General features: G+C 66.0%; 14 protein-coding genes. 13 read left to right on the forward strand and 1 reads right to left on the reverse strand.

Features of this window, described 5'->3' with window-relative positions; all coding sequences use genetic code 11:
- Positions 1-5: 5 nt before the first annotated feature.
- Positions 6-905: an alpha/beta fold hydrolase gene (locus tag AC27VE_RS06005; protein WP_488703322.1), complete on the forward strand. Its 900-nt coding sequence runs from the start codon at positions 6-8 to the stop codon at positions 903-905.
- 38 nt (positions 906-943) lie between these two features.
- Here AC27VE_RS06005 and AC27VE_RS06010 read toward each other — a convergent pair whose 3' ends face one another.
- Complete coding sequence (locus AC27VE_RS06010; RefSeq protein ID WP_488703323.1) at positions 944-1,885, reverse strand: LysR family transcriptional regulator; 942 nt, start codon at positions 1,883-1,885, stop codon at positions 944-946.
- A 139-nt stretch (positions 1,886-2,024) separates the two neighbouring features.
- On the opposite strand from AC27VE_RS06010, the gene AC27VE_RS06015 reads away from it, so the two are divergent.
- The 12 genes from AC27VE_RS06015 (at position 2,025) to metC (ending at position 14,124) form a co-directional block, all read left to right on the forward strand.
- The gene (locus AC27VE_RS06015; protein ID WP_488703324.1) at positions 2,025-3,251 is read left to right on the forward strand and encodes an FAD-dependent monooxygenase; all 1,227 of its coding nucleotides are present in this window, start codon (positions 2,025-2,027) and stop codon (positions 3,249-3,251) included.
- A 125-nt stretch (positions 3,252-3,376) separates the two neighbouring features.
- Positions 3,377-4,306, forward strand: a complete 930-nt coding sequence (locus AC27VE_RS06020) for a TauD/TfdA dioxygenase family protein (protein ID WP_488703325.1) — start codon at positions 3,377-3,379, stop codon at positions 4,304-4,306.
- Positions 4,303-5,337, forward strand: coding sequence for a Bug family tripartite tricarboxylate transporter substrate binding protein (locus AC27VE_RS06025; RefSeq protein WP_427961073.1), 1,035 nt, complete (start codon positions 4,303-4,305; stop codon positions 5,335-5,337). The genes AC27VE_RS06020 and AC27VE_RS06025 overlap by 4 nt, the downstream gene beginning before the upstream one ends.
- A gap of 151 nt (positions 5,338-5,488) precedes the next feature.
- Entirely contained in the window at positions 5,489-6,325 is an 837-nt protein-coding gene (locus tag AC27VE_RS06030) for a transporter substrate-binding domain-containing protein (protein ID WP_088588116.1), read from the forward strand.
- A gap of 30 nt (positions 6,326-6,355) precedes the next feature.
- Positions 6,356-7,243 carry a transporter substrate-binding domain-containing protein gene (locus tag AC27VE_RS06035; RefSeq protein WP_175216722.1) on the forward strand — a complete coding sequence of 296 codons (888 nt, stop codon included), beginning with the start codon at positions 6,356-6,358 and terminating at the stop codon, positions 7,241-7,243.
- Positions 7,240-8,664, forward strand: coding sequence for an FAD-binding oxidoreductase (locus AC27VE_RS06040; protein ID WP_488703326.1), 1,425 nt, complete (start codon positions 7,240-7,242; stop codon positions 8,662-8,664). Before AC27VE_RS06035 ends, AC27VE_RS06040 begins: the two co-directional genes overlap by 4 nt.
- A complete protein-coding gene (locus AC27VE_RS06045) occupies positions 8,661-9,908 on the forward strand; it encodes an aminotransferase class I/II-fold pyridoxal phosphate-dependent enzyme (RefSeq protein WP_488703327.1) in 1,248 nt (415 codons plus the stop codon). Before AC27VE_RS06040 ends, AC27VE_RS06045 begins: the two co-directional genes overlap by 4 nt.
- The gene (locus tag AC27VE_RS06050; protein ID WP_088588113.1) at positions 9,905-10,642 is read left to right on the forward strand and encodes an amino acid ABC transporter permease; all 738 of its coding nucleotides are present in this window, start codon (positions 9,905-9,907) and stop codon (positions 10,640-10,642) included. Before AC27VE_RS06045 ends, AC27VE_RS06050 begins: the two co-directional genes overlap by 4 nt.
- Positions 10,632-11,450, forward strand: coding sequence for an amino acid ABC transporter permease (locus AC27VE_RS06055; RefSeq protein WP_424626250.1), 819 nt, complete (start codon positions 10,632-10,634; stop codon positions 11,448-11,450). Before AC27VE_RS06050 ends, AC27VE_RS06055 begins: the two co-directional genes overlap by 11 nt.
- Positions 11,437-12,267 (forward strand): amino acid ABC transporter ATP-binding protein, encoded by an 831-nt coding sequence (locus tag AC27VE_RS06060; RefSeq protein WP_006223073.1) that lies wholly within the window; start codon positions 11,437-11,439, stop codon positions 12,265-12,267. Before AC27VE_RS06055 ends, AC27VE_RS06060 begins: the two co-directional genes overlap by 14 nt.
- A 19-nt stretch (positions 12,268-12,286) precedes the next feature.
- Complete coding sequence (locus tag AC27VE_RS06065) at positions 12,287-12,913, forward strand: cysteine dioxygenase family protein (protein WP_006223072.1); 627 nt, start codon at positions 12,287-12,289, stop codon at positions 12,911-12,913.
- Entirely contained in the window at positions 12,910-14,124 is a 1,215-nt protein-coding gene (gene metC / locus AC27VE_RS06070) for a cystathionine beta-lyase (RefSeq protein WP_488703328.1), read from the forward strand. Before AC27VE_RS06065 ends, metC begins: the two co-directional genes overlap by 4 nt.

A 14,124-nucleotide genomic window follows, 5' to 3' on the forward strand; every position in this document is an offset into this window, starting at 1 on the left:
CGACAATGAGCACATTCGCAAGCCCGGACGCCTTTGCGTTGGACGGCGTGACGTTCCAGCATCGGCGGGTATCGGTGGACGGCCTGGGTTATCACGTGGTGGAAGGCGGCGCTGGCCCGGCGCTGATCCTGCTGGCGGGCTTTCCGCAGAGCTGGTACGCATGGCGCCGGGTCATGCCGCTTTTGGCCCCGCATTTCCGCGTGTTCGCGGTGGACCTGCCTGGGCAGGGGGATTCGGACAAGCCGCTGGATGGCTACGATACGCGCACCGCCGGCGAGCGGCTGCGCGCCTTGTTCCACACCATGGGCCTGACGCGCTATGCACTGGCGGGCCACGACATCGGCGCCTGGATCGCGTACCCGTATGCGGCGCGCTACGCCGCCGAGGTCGAGCGCGTGGTGCTGCTGGACGCCAATATCCCCGGGGTGACGTTGAAGCCTGCCATCGAGCTTGGGCCCGACAATTGGAAGAGCTGGCATTTCCTGTTCAACAGCGTGCCGGACCTGCCCGAAGCCTTGCTGGCCGGCCGCGAGCGCATCCTGATCGAATGGTTCTTTTCGCGCAAGACTGCCAACAAGCCCGGGGTTTTCAGCCGTGCAGACATCGACGAGTACGAACGCGTCTATCAAACCTTGGGCGGCCTGCGGGGCATGTTGGGGTACTACCGGGCGGCGGTGGAAGACGCGGCGCAGAACCGGGCGCTGCGCGATACGCCGCTGACGGTGCCGGTGCTGGCGCTGGGTGGCGACCGGGGCAGCGCACCTGATCTGCACCAGGCCTTGAAGCCCTTGGCGCAAGACCTCCAAGGCGGCGTGCTGGAGGATTGCGGCCACTATCTGCCCGAAGAGCAGCCACGCGAACTGGCGCGCCGCATGCTGGCGTTCCTGACGCAGAGCCGCGTCTGATGTCGATGTTCATAGAAAAGGCGGCAACTCGACACCCTTTAGATCAAGACTTCGTGAGATTTGGGTTTATTCACGCTCGCCGATCCAGCCAACCGTACCTGTATCAAATCCAGCAGCGCCCGAACACGCGCAGTCACGGAATGACGATGGCTGTATGCCCCCAGCAGTTGCAGGGGTGCGGGACACAGGTCCAGTGATACCTCCTGCAATCGGCCCGTGGCAAGGTCGTCCTGGCAGGGATAGGCCGCGACAATCGCGAAGCCGATGCCTTGGCGTGCGCCTGCCACTGCCAATTCTCCGCTGTTGACGCGGTAGCGGCTGCGTACCGGCACTTTGACGATATCGCCGGAGGCATCCTGAAACTGCCAGGGCTGGCCCTTCAGCGCACTGAGGGTAGTGATACAGGGCAGGGACTTCAGTTCGCGCACGTGGCGTGGCGTGCCGGTCTTGGCCAGCAAGGAGGGGGCTGCAACCACGATGCTGGGCAGCGTGGCGAGTTCGCGGGTGATGAAGGCGCTGTCCTCCTGATGGCCCCGGTGGAAGACGATGGAAAGATCAACGTCCTCTCGAAGCACTTCCAGGCCGGTCATCCGGGTATCGCATTCCAGCTCGATGCCTGGATGGAGGCTACAGAATTCGGCGAGGATGGGAGCCAGCAGCCTTGGCGCTTCGCCGGGCATGCACATTTTCAGAGGACCACGCAGGTCGCGCTGTACCGCACCTAGCTCTTCCTGCGTGGAGAGCAGGGTGTCAAGCAAGGGCTTGGCGCGTTCATAGAGCAGTCGACCGGCTTCCGTCATACGCAGATGGCGAGTGCTTCGTTCCAACAGGCGTGTGCCGAGTTGACGTTCCAGTGCGGCAACGTAGCGGCTGACGTTGGACGAGGGGATAGCCAAAAGACGCGATGCGCCAGCAAAGCTTTGCTCATCAACGACTGCTGTGTAGACACGGACGGTATTCAGATCGAGGACATCTCGCATTGATTATCCCGATTCAGGTATGAAAGAGTCCCATTTTTACATGCTAGTTCTCTGTCATGGCGGAATTTAAGATGCCATTTTGTTCGATGCGAAGTGGTGAGCCGTGCATCGAGCATCGGTTGGACAGGAGGGATTCACCTTGGAAATTGGAATACTTGGCGGCGGCATCGCAGGCCTGAGCGTGGCATTGGCTTTGCGCAAGCAGGGTTACAACCCTCGGGTCTATGAGCGCCGAGCGGAGCCGGCAACCATGGGGGCCGGCGTGACGCTTTGGCCCAATGCCAGCTTTGTGCTGGAAGAACTGGGGCTGCTGCAAGACATCGACGCCATTGGCGGTCGACCGCTGGTCATGCACCGACAGGACGCTGCCGGCAATGCATTGGGAGGCCTCGATATTGCGTTGCTGGACCGGACGATGGGATACCCGACCTACACGGTGCTACGCCGGCACTTGCAGGAGGTGTTACTCGATCATGTAGCCCGGGCCAGGATACCGGTGGAGTTCGGACACCGGGCGGTGGGTATTGAGCTGGATGCCCATGGCAGGGCTGTGGCCCATTTCGAGAACGGTGCGAGCATCCGCCCGGACCTGCTCATTGGCGCTGACGGTCGCATGGATTCCGTGGCTCGCAAGTTTGTCGCAGGTGACAACACGCCTGTCTATCAGGGCTTCGTGAACTGGATTGGCGTGGCGCAGGGGCAGCATGCGCTGGTGGACGATATTTCGATTCAGGATTTCTGGGGGGCGGGCCAGCGCTTTGGTTGCGTCGCGATTCGACCCCAACTGGTGTATTGGGCTGCAGCCCAGGCTCGGCCCCTATCTGAAGCCATACCGACCGCAGATATACGCAAGGAGGTCGAAGATCTGTTCGCGGGATGGCCCGCACCGATTGCGCATATCATCCGTGCCACCCCCGCAAATGCCATCCGGCTGATAGCGGTGCATGACCTGGAGCCGCTGCATACATGGAGTCGGGCGAATGTTCTGCTGGTCGGGGACGCCGCACACGCGCCGTTGCCGACGTCGGGGCAGGGGGCCTGCCAGGCGTTGGAGGATGCGTGGCATTTGGTCCGGTGCCTGGATGGAGCGAGCGGCCGCCTGGATGAGGCCTTTCGGGCGTTCGCGAAGGTACGCAGCCCCAAAACTGCAAAGCTGGCGGAGCAAGGTCGAGTCTTCGCACGCGGGCTGTTCGCCACCGATCCTGAAACTTGTCGCATGCGCAACGAGCGGGCCAAGGCGTCCGATCCTGTGCGTGACGTGGCGGTCTTGGCCGCAGGATGGGGAGAGGGCCTGCCAATGCCAGGCTGCACCGACAGCACGCCCGCGCAAGGGGTGGGATTCGGCAGCCTGTACCGTATCGAATAACGTGCGCTGGCAATGAGCTTCGAACCTTGGCACGCGCCGCGCGCTATTTTCACATTGCGTATCGGTATTTGTTGAGCGCATGGGCCGCACCTATCCTGTTTTTACCAAACAGACAGGGGCAGCACATGAGCACGCTAGCAAGCACGCGGCTGGATATCCGGCCGCTTTCCGTCTTCACTGGCGCAGAGATCCACGGCGTGGACCTTACCCGGCCATTGAGCGGCGACGAGGTCGACCAGATCAAGGCCGCGCTGCTGCGCTGGAAGGTGGTCTTCTTTCGCGACCAGCACATCGACCACGCGCAGCATCTGACGTTTGCGCAGTATTTCGGGCGGCCGACTTCGGCGCATCCGTACGACGCCAATCCGCCTGAAGGCTATCCGCAGATCCGCACCATCTCGTCCACATCGAAGACCGGCCGCCGCGGCGAGCGCTGGCATACGGACGTGACCGGGGTGGTCAATCCGCCGGCGGGATCCATTCTGCGCGCCGGGCATCAGGTTCCCGCTTACGGCGGCGACACGGTCTTCACCAACCTGGTGGCGGCCTATGAACACCTGTCGCCCGCCTTGCGCGCGCTGGCAGACACGCTGTGGGCACGTCATCAGTTCGGCGGCTACAACGGCGATTTCGATAACCAGACCGTCTACGCGCAACGCGTGCAAGCCAGCCCGCTGGTGTCCGAGCATCCCGTGGTGCGGGTGCTGCCTGAAACGGGCGAGCGCGCGCTGTTCGTGAACCCGGGCTTCACGCGCCGCATCAAGGACGTGAACGAAGAGGAAAGCCGCCACCTGCTGAACCTGTTCTTCGAGGAAATCACCCGGCCCGAGTACACCGCGCGCTTTCGCTGGGAGCCCGGCAGCATCGCCTTCTGGGACAACCGCGCCACGGCGCACCAGGGGCCGGGCGATTTCGCCTATCTGGACGTGGAGCGGGTGCTGTACCGCATCACGCTTGAGGGCGACGTGCCCGTGGGCGTGGATGGCCGGCATTCGAATGCCGTGCTGGGCAAGCCGTTCAGCGCGTTCGGCGTGGACACGGGAGCGGTGGCATGAGCATCAAGCAAAAATGGGCCGGCAAGCGGGCCTGGCGTACCGGTGTGGGCTTGCTGGCGGGCGTGGTGCTGGGTGCAGGGCTGTTGAGCAATTTCGCCGGATCGGCGCCCGTGCCGGGTGAAGACGCCAACCGCTATCCGAACCGGCCGGTCAAGATCATCGTTCCGGTCTCGGCCGGCGGCAGCGCGGACAAGCTGGCGCGCACGGTGGCGCAGAAGCTGGGCGAGAAATGGCACCAAAGCGTCGTGGTCGAAAACCAGCCTGGCGCCAGCAGCGCCATCGGCAACGCGGCGGTTGCGCACGCGCGGGGCGACGGCTACACCTTGTTGCTGAGCGGCGACGCCTTGTCGCTGAACGCCCTGCAGCCGGGCAAGCTGCCTTATGACCCGGGCAAGGATTTGCAGGGGGTGACCAAGGCGGTTGTGAATCCGCAATTGCTGGTGGTGCGGCCAGGGCTGGGCGTGAAGACCTTCCAGGAGTTCGTGGCGCTGGTCAAGCAGCGGCCGGGCGAGATTTCGCTGGCCTTGCCCGGCGGCACCGGCAGCTTGCAGCATTTGGCAGTGGAACTGCTGAACGAGCGTATCGGCGCCAAGACCAATCAGATTCCCTACCCGGGCGGCGGGCCTGCCACGCTGGACGTGCTGGGCGGGCACGTGGACGCCATGCTGATCACGCTGGCCGCGGCCACCGAGAACGTCCGCAACGGCAAGCTGGTGGCCCTGGCCGTCACCACGCCGTACCGGTCCAAGGCGCTGCCGGATGTGCCGACGATCCAGGAGGCCGGACTGCCGGATTACGTGGTGGAAAGCTGGCAAGGGTTCTCGGTGCCGGCCTCGACGCCGCGCGCCATCGTGGACCGCATCAACCACGATGTGGTGGCGGTGCTGCGTGAACCCGAGACTGCGGCGCTGCTGGAAAACCTGGGGTTCACCATTGCAGCCACGTCACCCGAAGCCGTGGATCAGACGGTGCGCGACGACATCGCAACCTACCGGCGCGTGATCGCTTCGGCGGAAGTGAAGCTGAAGTAGCGCGGCTTCGTGTCATATCGTTATATGCGCGGACGCGTCTTCCCCTGGGGACACGACGCCCCGCATATTGATATCTGAAAGTCTTCTTTGTCTTGCCGGCCCGCGGCACGCAGCATGGACCTCCGTTCACTGCATACGACAAGACGACAACATGGCAATCCGCAAGATACCGGGCGCAGCCCGCACCGCAATCGCGCTGGCGCTGGCTTTGGCCGCCGGCTCCGCCCACGCCGACGCCACCCTGGACAAGATCAAGGAACGGGGCACCGTCACCATCGGCGTGTTGGCCAATGGCGGCGTGTTCGGTTCGCTGGACCCCGCCACGCAGCAGCTGGTGGGCTGGAACCCGGAACTGGCGCGTGAACTGGCCCGCGGCCTGGGAGTGAAGGCGGAGCTGGTGCAGGTGCAGACCGCCACCCGCACGCAGTTCCTGATTTCCGGCAAGGTGGACTTGCTGATCGCGTCCATGGAACTGAATCCGGAACGCGCCGAGATCCTGGGCTATGCCCCCACGCCGTTCTTCCGGGTCGGCGGCGCGGCGGCCACCCTGAAGACCAGCGGCATCACCAAGTGGGAAGACCTGCGAGGCAAGCCCGTCTGCGTGTCGCAAGGCAGCAGCTTCGCCAAGCCCCTGTCGGCCGACTACGGCGCCGTGGTCAAGGGCTACAAGAGTTCATCCGATTCGCTATTGGCATTGCGCGGCGGCCAGTGCGTGGCGGCCGTGCACGATTCCACGCTGATCCACCCCTTGCTGCGCAGCAATCCGGAATGGGCCGACTACCACGCGCCCATCGCCACCGAGGTGCTGCCGGCCAATTCCGTCGTGTGGACGCGCAAGGGCGAGGCCGACACCATCGCCGCCGTCGATAAGGTGGTGCAGGACTGGCACCGCACGGGCTGGCTGATCGCCACGGAAAAGCGCTTGGGGCTGGAGCCGGCGCAACCGCTGCTGCAGGAACTGAACGCGAAATACAAGCAAGGCAGCTGAGCGCGGCCACGACAGGAACGGAAAGCAGAAATGAAGCACATCAGCATGAAGACAACAGGATGGAAGACGGCCGCCGCCGTTGCCTTGGCCGCCCTGACCGGATTGGCCAGCAATGCCGCGCAGGCGGACGCCACGCTGGACAAGGTCAAGCAACGCGGCAAGATCGTGATCGGCGTGGACGGGGCCAGCCCGCCGTTCGGCGTCCTGGATCCGGCGACCGGAAAGGTCGGCGGGTTTCAGACCGAACTGGGCGCGGACATCGCAAAGCGCCTGGGCGTGACGCTGGAGACCGTGCCGGTGACAGCGTCCACACGCGTGCAGTTCCTGCAGGCCGGCAAGGTCGACCTGTTGATCGCCAACATCCAGTGGACGCAGGAGCGCAGCGAGATCCTGAGCTACGCGCCCACACCCTATAACCTGGTGGGCGGCGCAGCGATGGTGTCCAAGCAAAGCGGCATCAAGCGCTGGGAAGACCTGAAGGGCAAGGTGGCCTGCGTGTCGCAAGGCAGCAACTTCGCCAAGCCTCTGCAGGATACCTATGGCGCGGTGGTCAAGGGCTTGCGCAACATCCCCGAATCGCTGCTGGCGCTCAAGGGCGGCAGCTGCGACGCGTCGGTGCACATCCAGCCGGCGCTGTATGAGACCTTGCACGGCCCGAACGGCAAGGAATGGAACGACTTTGAACTGGCTACCTCCGACCAGTTGATCCCGTCGCCGACGGTCATCTGGACCCGCCGCAACGAGGCCGATACGCGCGCCTTTGTCGACGGCGTGATCCAGGACTGGCTGAAGACGGGCTTGCTGGTCAAGGAGGCCGACCGCTATGGCGTGCCGGCGGACTATCTGAAGCAGGCGACCGCGCAGGCGCAAACCGGCAAATTCGACAGCGCGCCGCCCGAGGCGCAGGCCAAGCCATGACGGCCGGCGTCGCCGATTCCCTGCTGGCCGCCTTGCGTGCCAGGCTGGGGCAAGAATGGGTGTGGACAGGCGCTGACGCCGCGCCGTATCTGACGGACCAGCGCGGCCGCCTGCACGGGCAGGCGCTGGCCGTGGCGCGCCCGGCGGATGCCGAGGAAGTGGCGGCGGTGTTGCGCTTGTGCCGCGCGGCGGGCGTGCCGGTCGTGCCGCAGGGCGGCAATACCGGCTTGATGGGCGGCGCCACGCCCGACGCGGGCGGGCAGGCCGTGCTGCTGTCGCTGGGCCGCCTGAACCGCGTGCTGGGGCTGGATACCGACAACGACACCATCACGGTCCAGGCTGGCTGTGTGCTGGCCGCCGTGCAGGCGGCCGCGCGCCAGGCCAACCGCCTGTTCCCGCTGAGCCTGGGGTCGGAAGGCAGTTGCACCATTGGCGGCAACCTGTCCACCAACGCGGGCGGCACGCAGGTGCTGCGCTACGGCAATACCCGGGAACTGACGTTGGGGCTGGAGGTCGTGACCGCCGAAGGCGAAATCTGGAACGGACTGCGCGGCCTGCGCAAGGACAACACCGGCTATTCGCTGCGGGATCTGTATATCGGCAGCGAGGGCACGCTGGGTGTCATCACCGCGGCCACGCTCAAGCTGTATCCATTGCCCGGCGGGCAGGGCAGTGCGTTCGTCGGCTTTCCGTCCATCGACGCGGCATTGGCCTTTCTTTCGTTGGCGCGCCAGCGCCTGGGCGCGGGGTTGACGGGTTTTGAATTGATCAGTCAGCCCGTGCTGGACCTGGTGGCCAGCCATGTGCCCGAACAGCCGCAGCCGCTGCCGGGCTTGGGCCAGCCCTGGTACGCCTTGCTGGAGGCGGCGTCGGAAACGCCCGACGGGGCAGGCGCCGCCTTGTTGCGGCTGGGGCAGGAGGCGCTGGAGTCCGGCCTGCTGGCGGATGCGGTGATCGCGCACAACCTGCAGCAGTCGGCCGCCTTCTGGCGCCTGCGCGACGAGGCGATCGGGCTGGCGCAGGCGCGCGCTGGTGGCAACGTCAAGCACGACATCTCGGTGCCGATCTCGCGCGTGCCCGCATTCCTGCGCGGCGCCGCCGACGCATTGCGCGCGTTGGACCCGGGGCTGCGGCCGATGGCATTCGGCCATCTGGGCGACGGCAACCTGCACTACAACGTGTCGCACGACCCCTTGCGGCCCGTGCGCCATCTGTTCGAACTGGAAGACCGCATCCACGACCTCGTGCATGCGCAGGCGCACGCGCAGGGCGGGTCGATCAGCGCCGAACACGGCATCGGCCAGGTCAAGCGCGACACGCTGCCCCGTTACAAAAGCCCACTGGAACTGGCCCTGATGCGCCGCATCAAGCAGGCGCTGGACCCGTTGAACCTGATGAATCCCGGAAAGGTACTGTCATGACCGAAACCCTGTTTCCCGGCGTGTTGTCCCGCCGTGCCCGCAGCGCCGAGCTGTCGCCCATTGCCGCGGCCGGCGCCCGCGCCGCGCGTCTGGCGGCCGAGGGCCGCTCGATCATCGTGCTGACCTCGGGCGAGCCCGATTTCGATACCCCGGCCCCGATCAAGGATGCCGCCAGCGCCGCGCTGGAGCGCGGCCAGACCAAGTACACCCCCACCGCGGGCACGGCGGCACTGCGCCGCGCCGTGGCGGACGGCTACCGCGAGCGGCACGGACTGGAGGTCGATGCGTCCAACGTCATCATTTCCAATGGCGGCAAGCAGGTGATCTACCTGGCCTTGAACGCCACCCTGGACGACGGCGACGAGGTCATCGTTCCGGCCCCGTACTGGCCGACGTTCCCGGACGCGGTGCGCATCAACGGCGGCGTGCCGGTGATCGTCGCCACACGCGCCGAAGATGGCTTCAAGCTGACGCCCGACGCCTTGCGCGAGGCGATCACGCCACGCACCAAGTGGCTGATCCTGAACTCGCCCAGCAACCCGACCGGCGCGGTCTATACCGCCGACGAATTGCGGGCGCTGGCGCAGGTGCTGCGCGCCGCGCCGCATGTGCTGGTGCTGTGGGACGAGATGTACGAAGAGATCTGGTTTGGCGAGCCACCCGCGCACCTGTTGCGCGCCGCGCCCGACCTGGCTGGCCGCACGCTGGTCGTCAACGGCGTGTCCAAGGCCTATGCCATGACCGGGTGGCGGATCGGCTGGGGCACCGGCCCAGCGGCCTTGATCCATGCGCTGGAAGCGGTGCAGTCGCAGGTGTCCTCCGGCCCCAGCTCGCTGGGCCAGGCGGCCGCATTGGCGGCCTTGCAAGGCGCGGCGGACGGCTTCGTCGATACCGCCCGCAAGGCCTATGAACGCCGTGCGCAACGGGTCGTGAAGGGCCTGGCCGCCGTGCCCGGCGTGCAGGTGCACGCGCCGCAGGGATCGTTCTTCGCCTGGATCGGCGTGGGCGGGCTGATCGGTGCCTCGCGCCCCGACGGCCGGCGCATCGAAGACGATGGCGACGTGGTGGACTGGCTGCTGGAATCCGAGGGCGTGGCGGTGGTGCGCGGCGCGGCATACGGCTTGTCGCCGTACCTGCGCCTGTCCTTCGCCGCGTCCGACGCCAATATCGACGCGGCGCTGGAACGCATCGGCCGGGCGGTGGCGGTGTTGGCGCTGCCGCAGACGCTGGAGGCCGCCGCATGATCGATTCGGTGTTGCATGCCTGGGTGGCGTTCTTCAAACCCCTGGGCCTGAACTACAGCTTTGTGCAGGACCCGGGCGAACTGTCGGCGTTTGGCCACGGCCTGCTGGTGACGCTGCAGCTGTGCGCGTGGACCATTCCGGTCAGCCTGCTGTTCGGCGTGCTGATCGCGGCCGCGCTGACCAGCGGCCGGCCGTGGCTGGCGCGGCCCTTGCAGGCCTTCGTGGAAGTTACCCGCAACACGCCCACGCTGGTGCAGCTGTACTGCGCGTTCCTGGTGCTGAACATGCTGATCACGCAGAAGCTGGGCGGCGGCAATCCGATCACCCCGTTTGCGTGGGTGGTGATCGTGGTGGCCTTGCACAAGGGCGTGTTCCATGCGGAAGCCCTGCGCGCAGGGATCGAGGCCGTGCCGCAGGTGACGATGGAAGCCGCGCGGTCGCTGGCGTTCTCGCGGCGGCAGATCCTGACGCAGGTGCAGCTGCCGCTGGCGGTGCGCTTTGCCTTGCCGGCACTGGTCAACAATCTGGTGGACCTGGTGAAGATGACCGCCATCGCCTCGGCCATCGCGGTGGGCGACGTGACCTATGAGTCCATCATGATCTGGTCGCACCGCGACAACGTGCTGGAGCTGCTGCTGCTGATCCTGCTGTATTTCGGCTTGCTGACCTGGCTGGTCAGCGTGGCGGGGCGCTGGCTGGAAGACCGTTTGAGGATGCCCGGCTATGGCCAATGATCTTGCATTGCAGGCCGGCCGCGCGCAGGCCTCCGGACGCTTCCTGCCCGCCTTGCTGCGCGACCCGTGGTTCGGGCTGTTGCTGGCGCTGGTGGCGCTGGGCGTCGTGTGGGCGGCGACCGGCACCACGCCCGCCGCCGTGCAGGCGCTGTGGCATTGGTCGCCGGCGTTGCTGCGCGGGCTGGGGATGAACATCCAGATCAGCGTGCTGGCGATGGCGCTGGGCACCCTGGTCGGGCTGGTGGTGGGTGCGCTGTCCCTGTCGCCGTCGCGCCTGCTGCGGCGCCTGACGCGGGCCTACGTGCTGCTGTTTCGCAACGCGCCCATCCTGGTGCTGGTGTATTTCACGACCTATGTGTTCCCGTTCGAGGTGAACTTGGCGGGGTGGTATCTGCCGTTTCCGGACTGGATCAAAGTCGTGATCGGTTTGGGGTTGCCCGCCAGCGCCAACGTGGCCGAGATCTTCCGTGGCGCGATCCAGTCGATTCCGAGCGCGCAATGGGAGGCCGCGCAGTCGCTGGCGTTCAAGCGCACGCAGATCTTCCGGATGATCGTGTTGCCGCAGTGCGTGCGGCGGATGCTGCCGTCCTGGATGAACCTGATGGCCAGCATCACCATGAGCACGTCGCTCGCCTCGCTGGTGGGCGTGCACGACCTGGTCGACACGGCCACCGTCGCCAGCAACACCGTCGCCCGCAGCGACTTCACCATCCTGGTCTATTTCACGCTATTGGCGCTTTTCTTCGCCTATTGCTATCCCATCGCGCGTTGGACGCGGTATCTGGAACGACGCCATGAGCATTATTGATATTTCACCGCTGGTCAGCCTGCGCGACGTCCACCTGGCTTTTGGCGACACCGAGGTGCTCAAGGGCATCGACGTGGAGGTCAAGCAGGGGCAGGCCGTATCCATCATCGGGCCGTCCGGGTCGGGAAAATCGACGATCTTGCGCTGCATCACCGGACTGCTGCGTCCGCAGCGCGGCACGATCCAGGTGGGCGATGTGCGAGTGGACGGGCTGAAGACGGAATCGGACTTCATCGCGCTGCGCAAGCGCGTGGGTTTCGTCTTCCAGCAATACAACCTGTTCCCGCACCTGAGCGTGCTGGAAAACCTGGTGATATCGCCCATCAAGGTGGGCGGTCAGCCGCGGGCCCAGGCCGAGGCGCGTGCACGTGAACTGCTGGCCAAGGTGCGCATGGACCACAAGGAACGCGCCTATCCGGGCGAGCTGTCGGGCGGTCAGCAGCAGCGGGTGGCCATTGCGCGCGCGTTGACGCTGCAACCCGAGCTGATCCTGTTCGACGAGGTGACGTCCGCGCTGGATCCGGAGATGGTGGGGGAGGTGCTGACCGTGATCCGCGACCTGGTGCAGGACGGCCTGACTTGCATGCTGGTGACGCATGAGATGCGTTTTGCCGAAGAGGTCAGCGACACCGTGTACTTCACCGAGGCTGGCCGCATCGTGGAATCCGGGCCCCCGTCGCGCATCTTCGGTTCGCCGCAAAGCGAACGCACGCGTGCCTTTCTGCAACGGTCGTCCGGTGCGGCCGTGGCCCGCCAATCGTCGCCTGACCCTATTGCAAGCTACCTGACATTCGATCCGCTGCGCCTGGCGGTGTGATCCCCACTGGAGTCTGACCATGAGCACTGAATCCGCAATTTCCAAAGAACGCCGCCAGCAGGTGCAAGCGGCGCTGTCCGATATCCAACACCTGCTGGGCGACGGCCCCGTGACCCGAGAGGGCCTGGCCGCGGTGACCGCGCGCCTGGAGCAACTGGCGCAACGCCAGGAACTGTTTCCCGTGTCCGACTTCCCGCCACCCGCACCCGGGCAGGGCGTGGGCGCGTCCACCCGCTACCGGCTGAACCCGGACGATGCGCCGGGCGTGCCGGCGCTGTATCTGAATTCGATCAATCCGGGCAAGACCACGTTGCCGCATAACCATACGACCTGGGCCGCCATCGTGGCGTTGTCCGGGCAGGAACTGAATCGCGTGTACCGCCGTAGTGACGACGGCTCGCAGGAAGGGCGCGCCACGCTGGAGCAGGTGCGCGAGGTGGTGGTGCAACCCGGGCAGTCCGTGTCGTTCCTGGCCGACGACATCCATAGCATTCACGTCACCGGCGACACGCCGACGCTGCATTTCCACCTTTACGGCCAGCCGCTGGAAACATTGTCGGGGCGCATCGGCATCGACCTGGCCACCGGCCAGATCCTGAACTACAACGCCACCCAGATGAAACCCGGCCAAGAGGTGCGCGCATGAGCCTCGACCACGCACAAGTGCAGACCCGGCTGGTGCATGCCGGGTCGCCGGAATTGAAGGGCGGGTCGGGTCCGGTGAACGTGCCGGTGGTACGCACCAGCACCGTGCGCTTTGCCGATACCGCCACCCATGCCGCCCTGAACAAGCAGCGCGCCGCGGGCGATCGCGTGGCGACATACGGGCGTCACGGCCTGGATACCCACCAGGCGCTGGAGGAAGCGGTGGCCTCGCTGGAAGGCGGCTACCGGACCGTGCTGGCGCCGTCCGGCCTGTCGGCGATTGCGCTGGTGCTGTTGGCGACGTTGGCGCCGGGCGACCATGCGCTGGTGGCCGATAGCGTCTATTCGCCCGTGCGCAAGGTCGACAAGTCGCTGCTGCAACGCTACGGCATCGAGGTCGAATATTTCTCACCCGCGCAGGATGCGCTGGAATCGCGCATCCGGCCCAACACGCGGCTGCTGTATCTGGAGTCTCCCAGTTCGCTGCTGTTCGAAGTGCTGGACCTGCCCTCGCTGGCCGCCACGGCGCGACGCCACGGCGTGCTGGTCGCGGCCGACAACACCTGGAGCGGCGGCCTGTACTACCAGCCGCTGGCGCTGGGCGCGAACATCTCGATCCAGGCGGCCACCAAATACCTGGCCGGCCATTCGGACGTAATGATGGGGGTGGTCACCGTCGACAGCGCGGAGCTGGCGCAGAAGATCGGCGTGACGTACGACGCGCTGGGCCTGTCAGTGGGCGCGGACGACGCCTATCTGACCTTGCGGGGCCTGCGCACGCTGGACGTGCGGCTGGCGCGCCATCAAACGAATGCGCTGGCCGTGGCCGAATACCTGGCGCGGCACGCGGACGTGGCGCGCGTCTACTACCCGGCACTGGCGCAAGATCCGGGCCATGCGCTGTGGCGGCGCGACTTCAGCGGCGCAAGCGGCCTGGTGTCGTTCGCCTTCGGCAACCCGGATTCGACGGCCGCATCGCGCTTCATCGATGCGTTGCAGTACTTTTCCATCGGCGCGTCCTGGGGCGGCTATGAAAGCCTGGCGCTGGAGGCTTCGCCCGAGCGTCTGGCCGAACACAGCTTCTGGCAACAGGGCGCGGGCAAACCCTCCGTTGTGCGCCTGCACATCGGCCTGGAAAGCCCATTGGACCTGATCGGCGATCTGGATCGCGCCTTCGCCGCCACCCGCGACGCACTGCGCCGCAGCGCGTGA

It is taken from the genome of Achromobacter sp. 18P8.1.1 (genome assembly GCF_057799415.1).

Coding starts and splice junctions, on each gene's coding strand:
- AC27VE_RS06005 (WP_488703322.1), top strand. CDS start 6: ATGAGCACATTCGCAAGCCCGGACGCCTTTGCGTTGGACGGCGTGACG.
- AC27VE_RS06010 (WP_488703323.1), bottom strand. CDS start 1,885: ATGCGAGATGTCCTCGATCTGAATACCGTCCGTGTCTACACAGCAGTC.
- AC27VE_RS06020 (WP_488703325.1), top strand. CDS start 3,377: ATGAGCACGCTAGCAAGCACGCGGCTGGATATCCGGCCGCTTTCCGTC.
- AC27VE_RS06025 (WP_427961073.1), top strand. CDS start 4,303: ATGAGCATCAAGCAAAAATGGGCCGGCAAGCGGGCCTGGCGTACCGGT.
- AC27VE_RS06030 (WP_088588116.1), top strand. CDS start 5,489: ATGGCAATCCGCAAGATACCGGGCGCAGCCCGCACCGCAATCGCGCTG.
- AC27VE_RS06035 (WP_175216722.1), top strand. CDS start 6,356: ATGAAGCACATCAGCATGAAGACAACAGGATGGAAGACGGCCGCCGCC.
- AC27VE_RS06040 (WP_488703326.1), top strand. CDS start 7,240: ATGACGGCCGGCGTCGCCGATTCCCTGCTGGCCGCCTTGCGTGCCAGG.
- AC27VE_RS06045 (WP_488703327.1), top strand. CDS start 8,661: ATGACCGAAACCCTGTTTCCCGGCGTGTTGTCCCGCCGTGCCCGCAGC.
- AC27VE_RS06050 (WP_088588113.1), top strand. CDS start 9,905: ATGATCGATTCGGTGTTGCATGCCTGGGTGGCGTTCTTCAAACCCCTG.
- AC27VE_RS06055 (WP_424626250.1), top strand. CDS start 10,632: ATGGCCAATGATCTTGCATTGCAGGCCGGCCGCGCGCAGGCCTCCGGA.
- AC27VE_RS06060 (WP_006223073.1), top strand. CDS start 11,437: ATGAGCATTATTGATATTTCACCGCTGGTCAGCCTGCGCGACGTCCAC.
- AC27VE_RS06065 (WP_006223072.1), top strand. CDS start 12,287: ATGAGCACTGAATCCGCAATTTCCAAAGAACGCCGCCAGCAGGTGCAA.
- metC (WP_488703328.1), top strand. CDS start 12,910: ATGAGCCTCGACCACGCACAAGTGCAGACCCGGCTGGTGCATGCCGGG.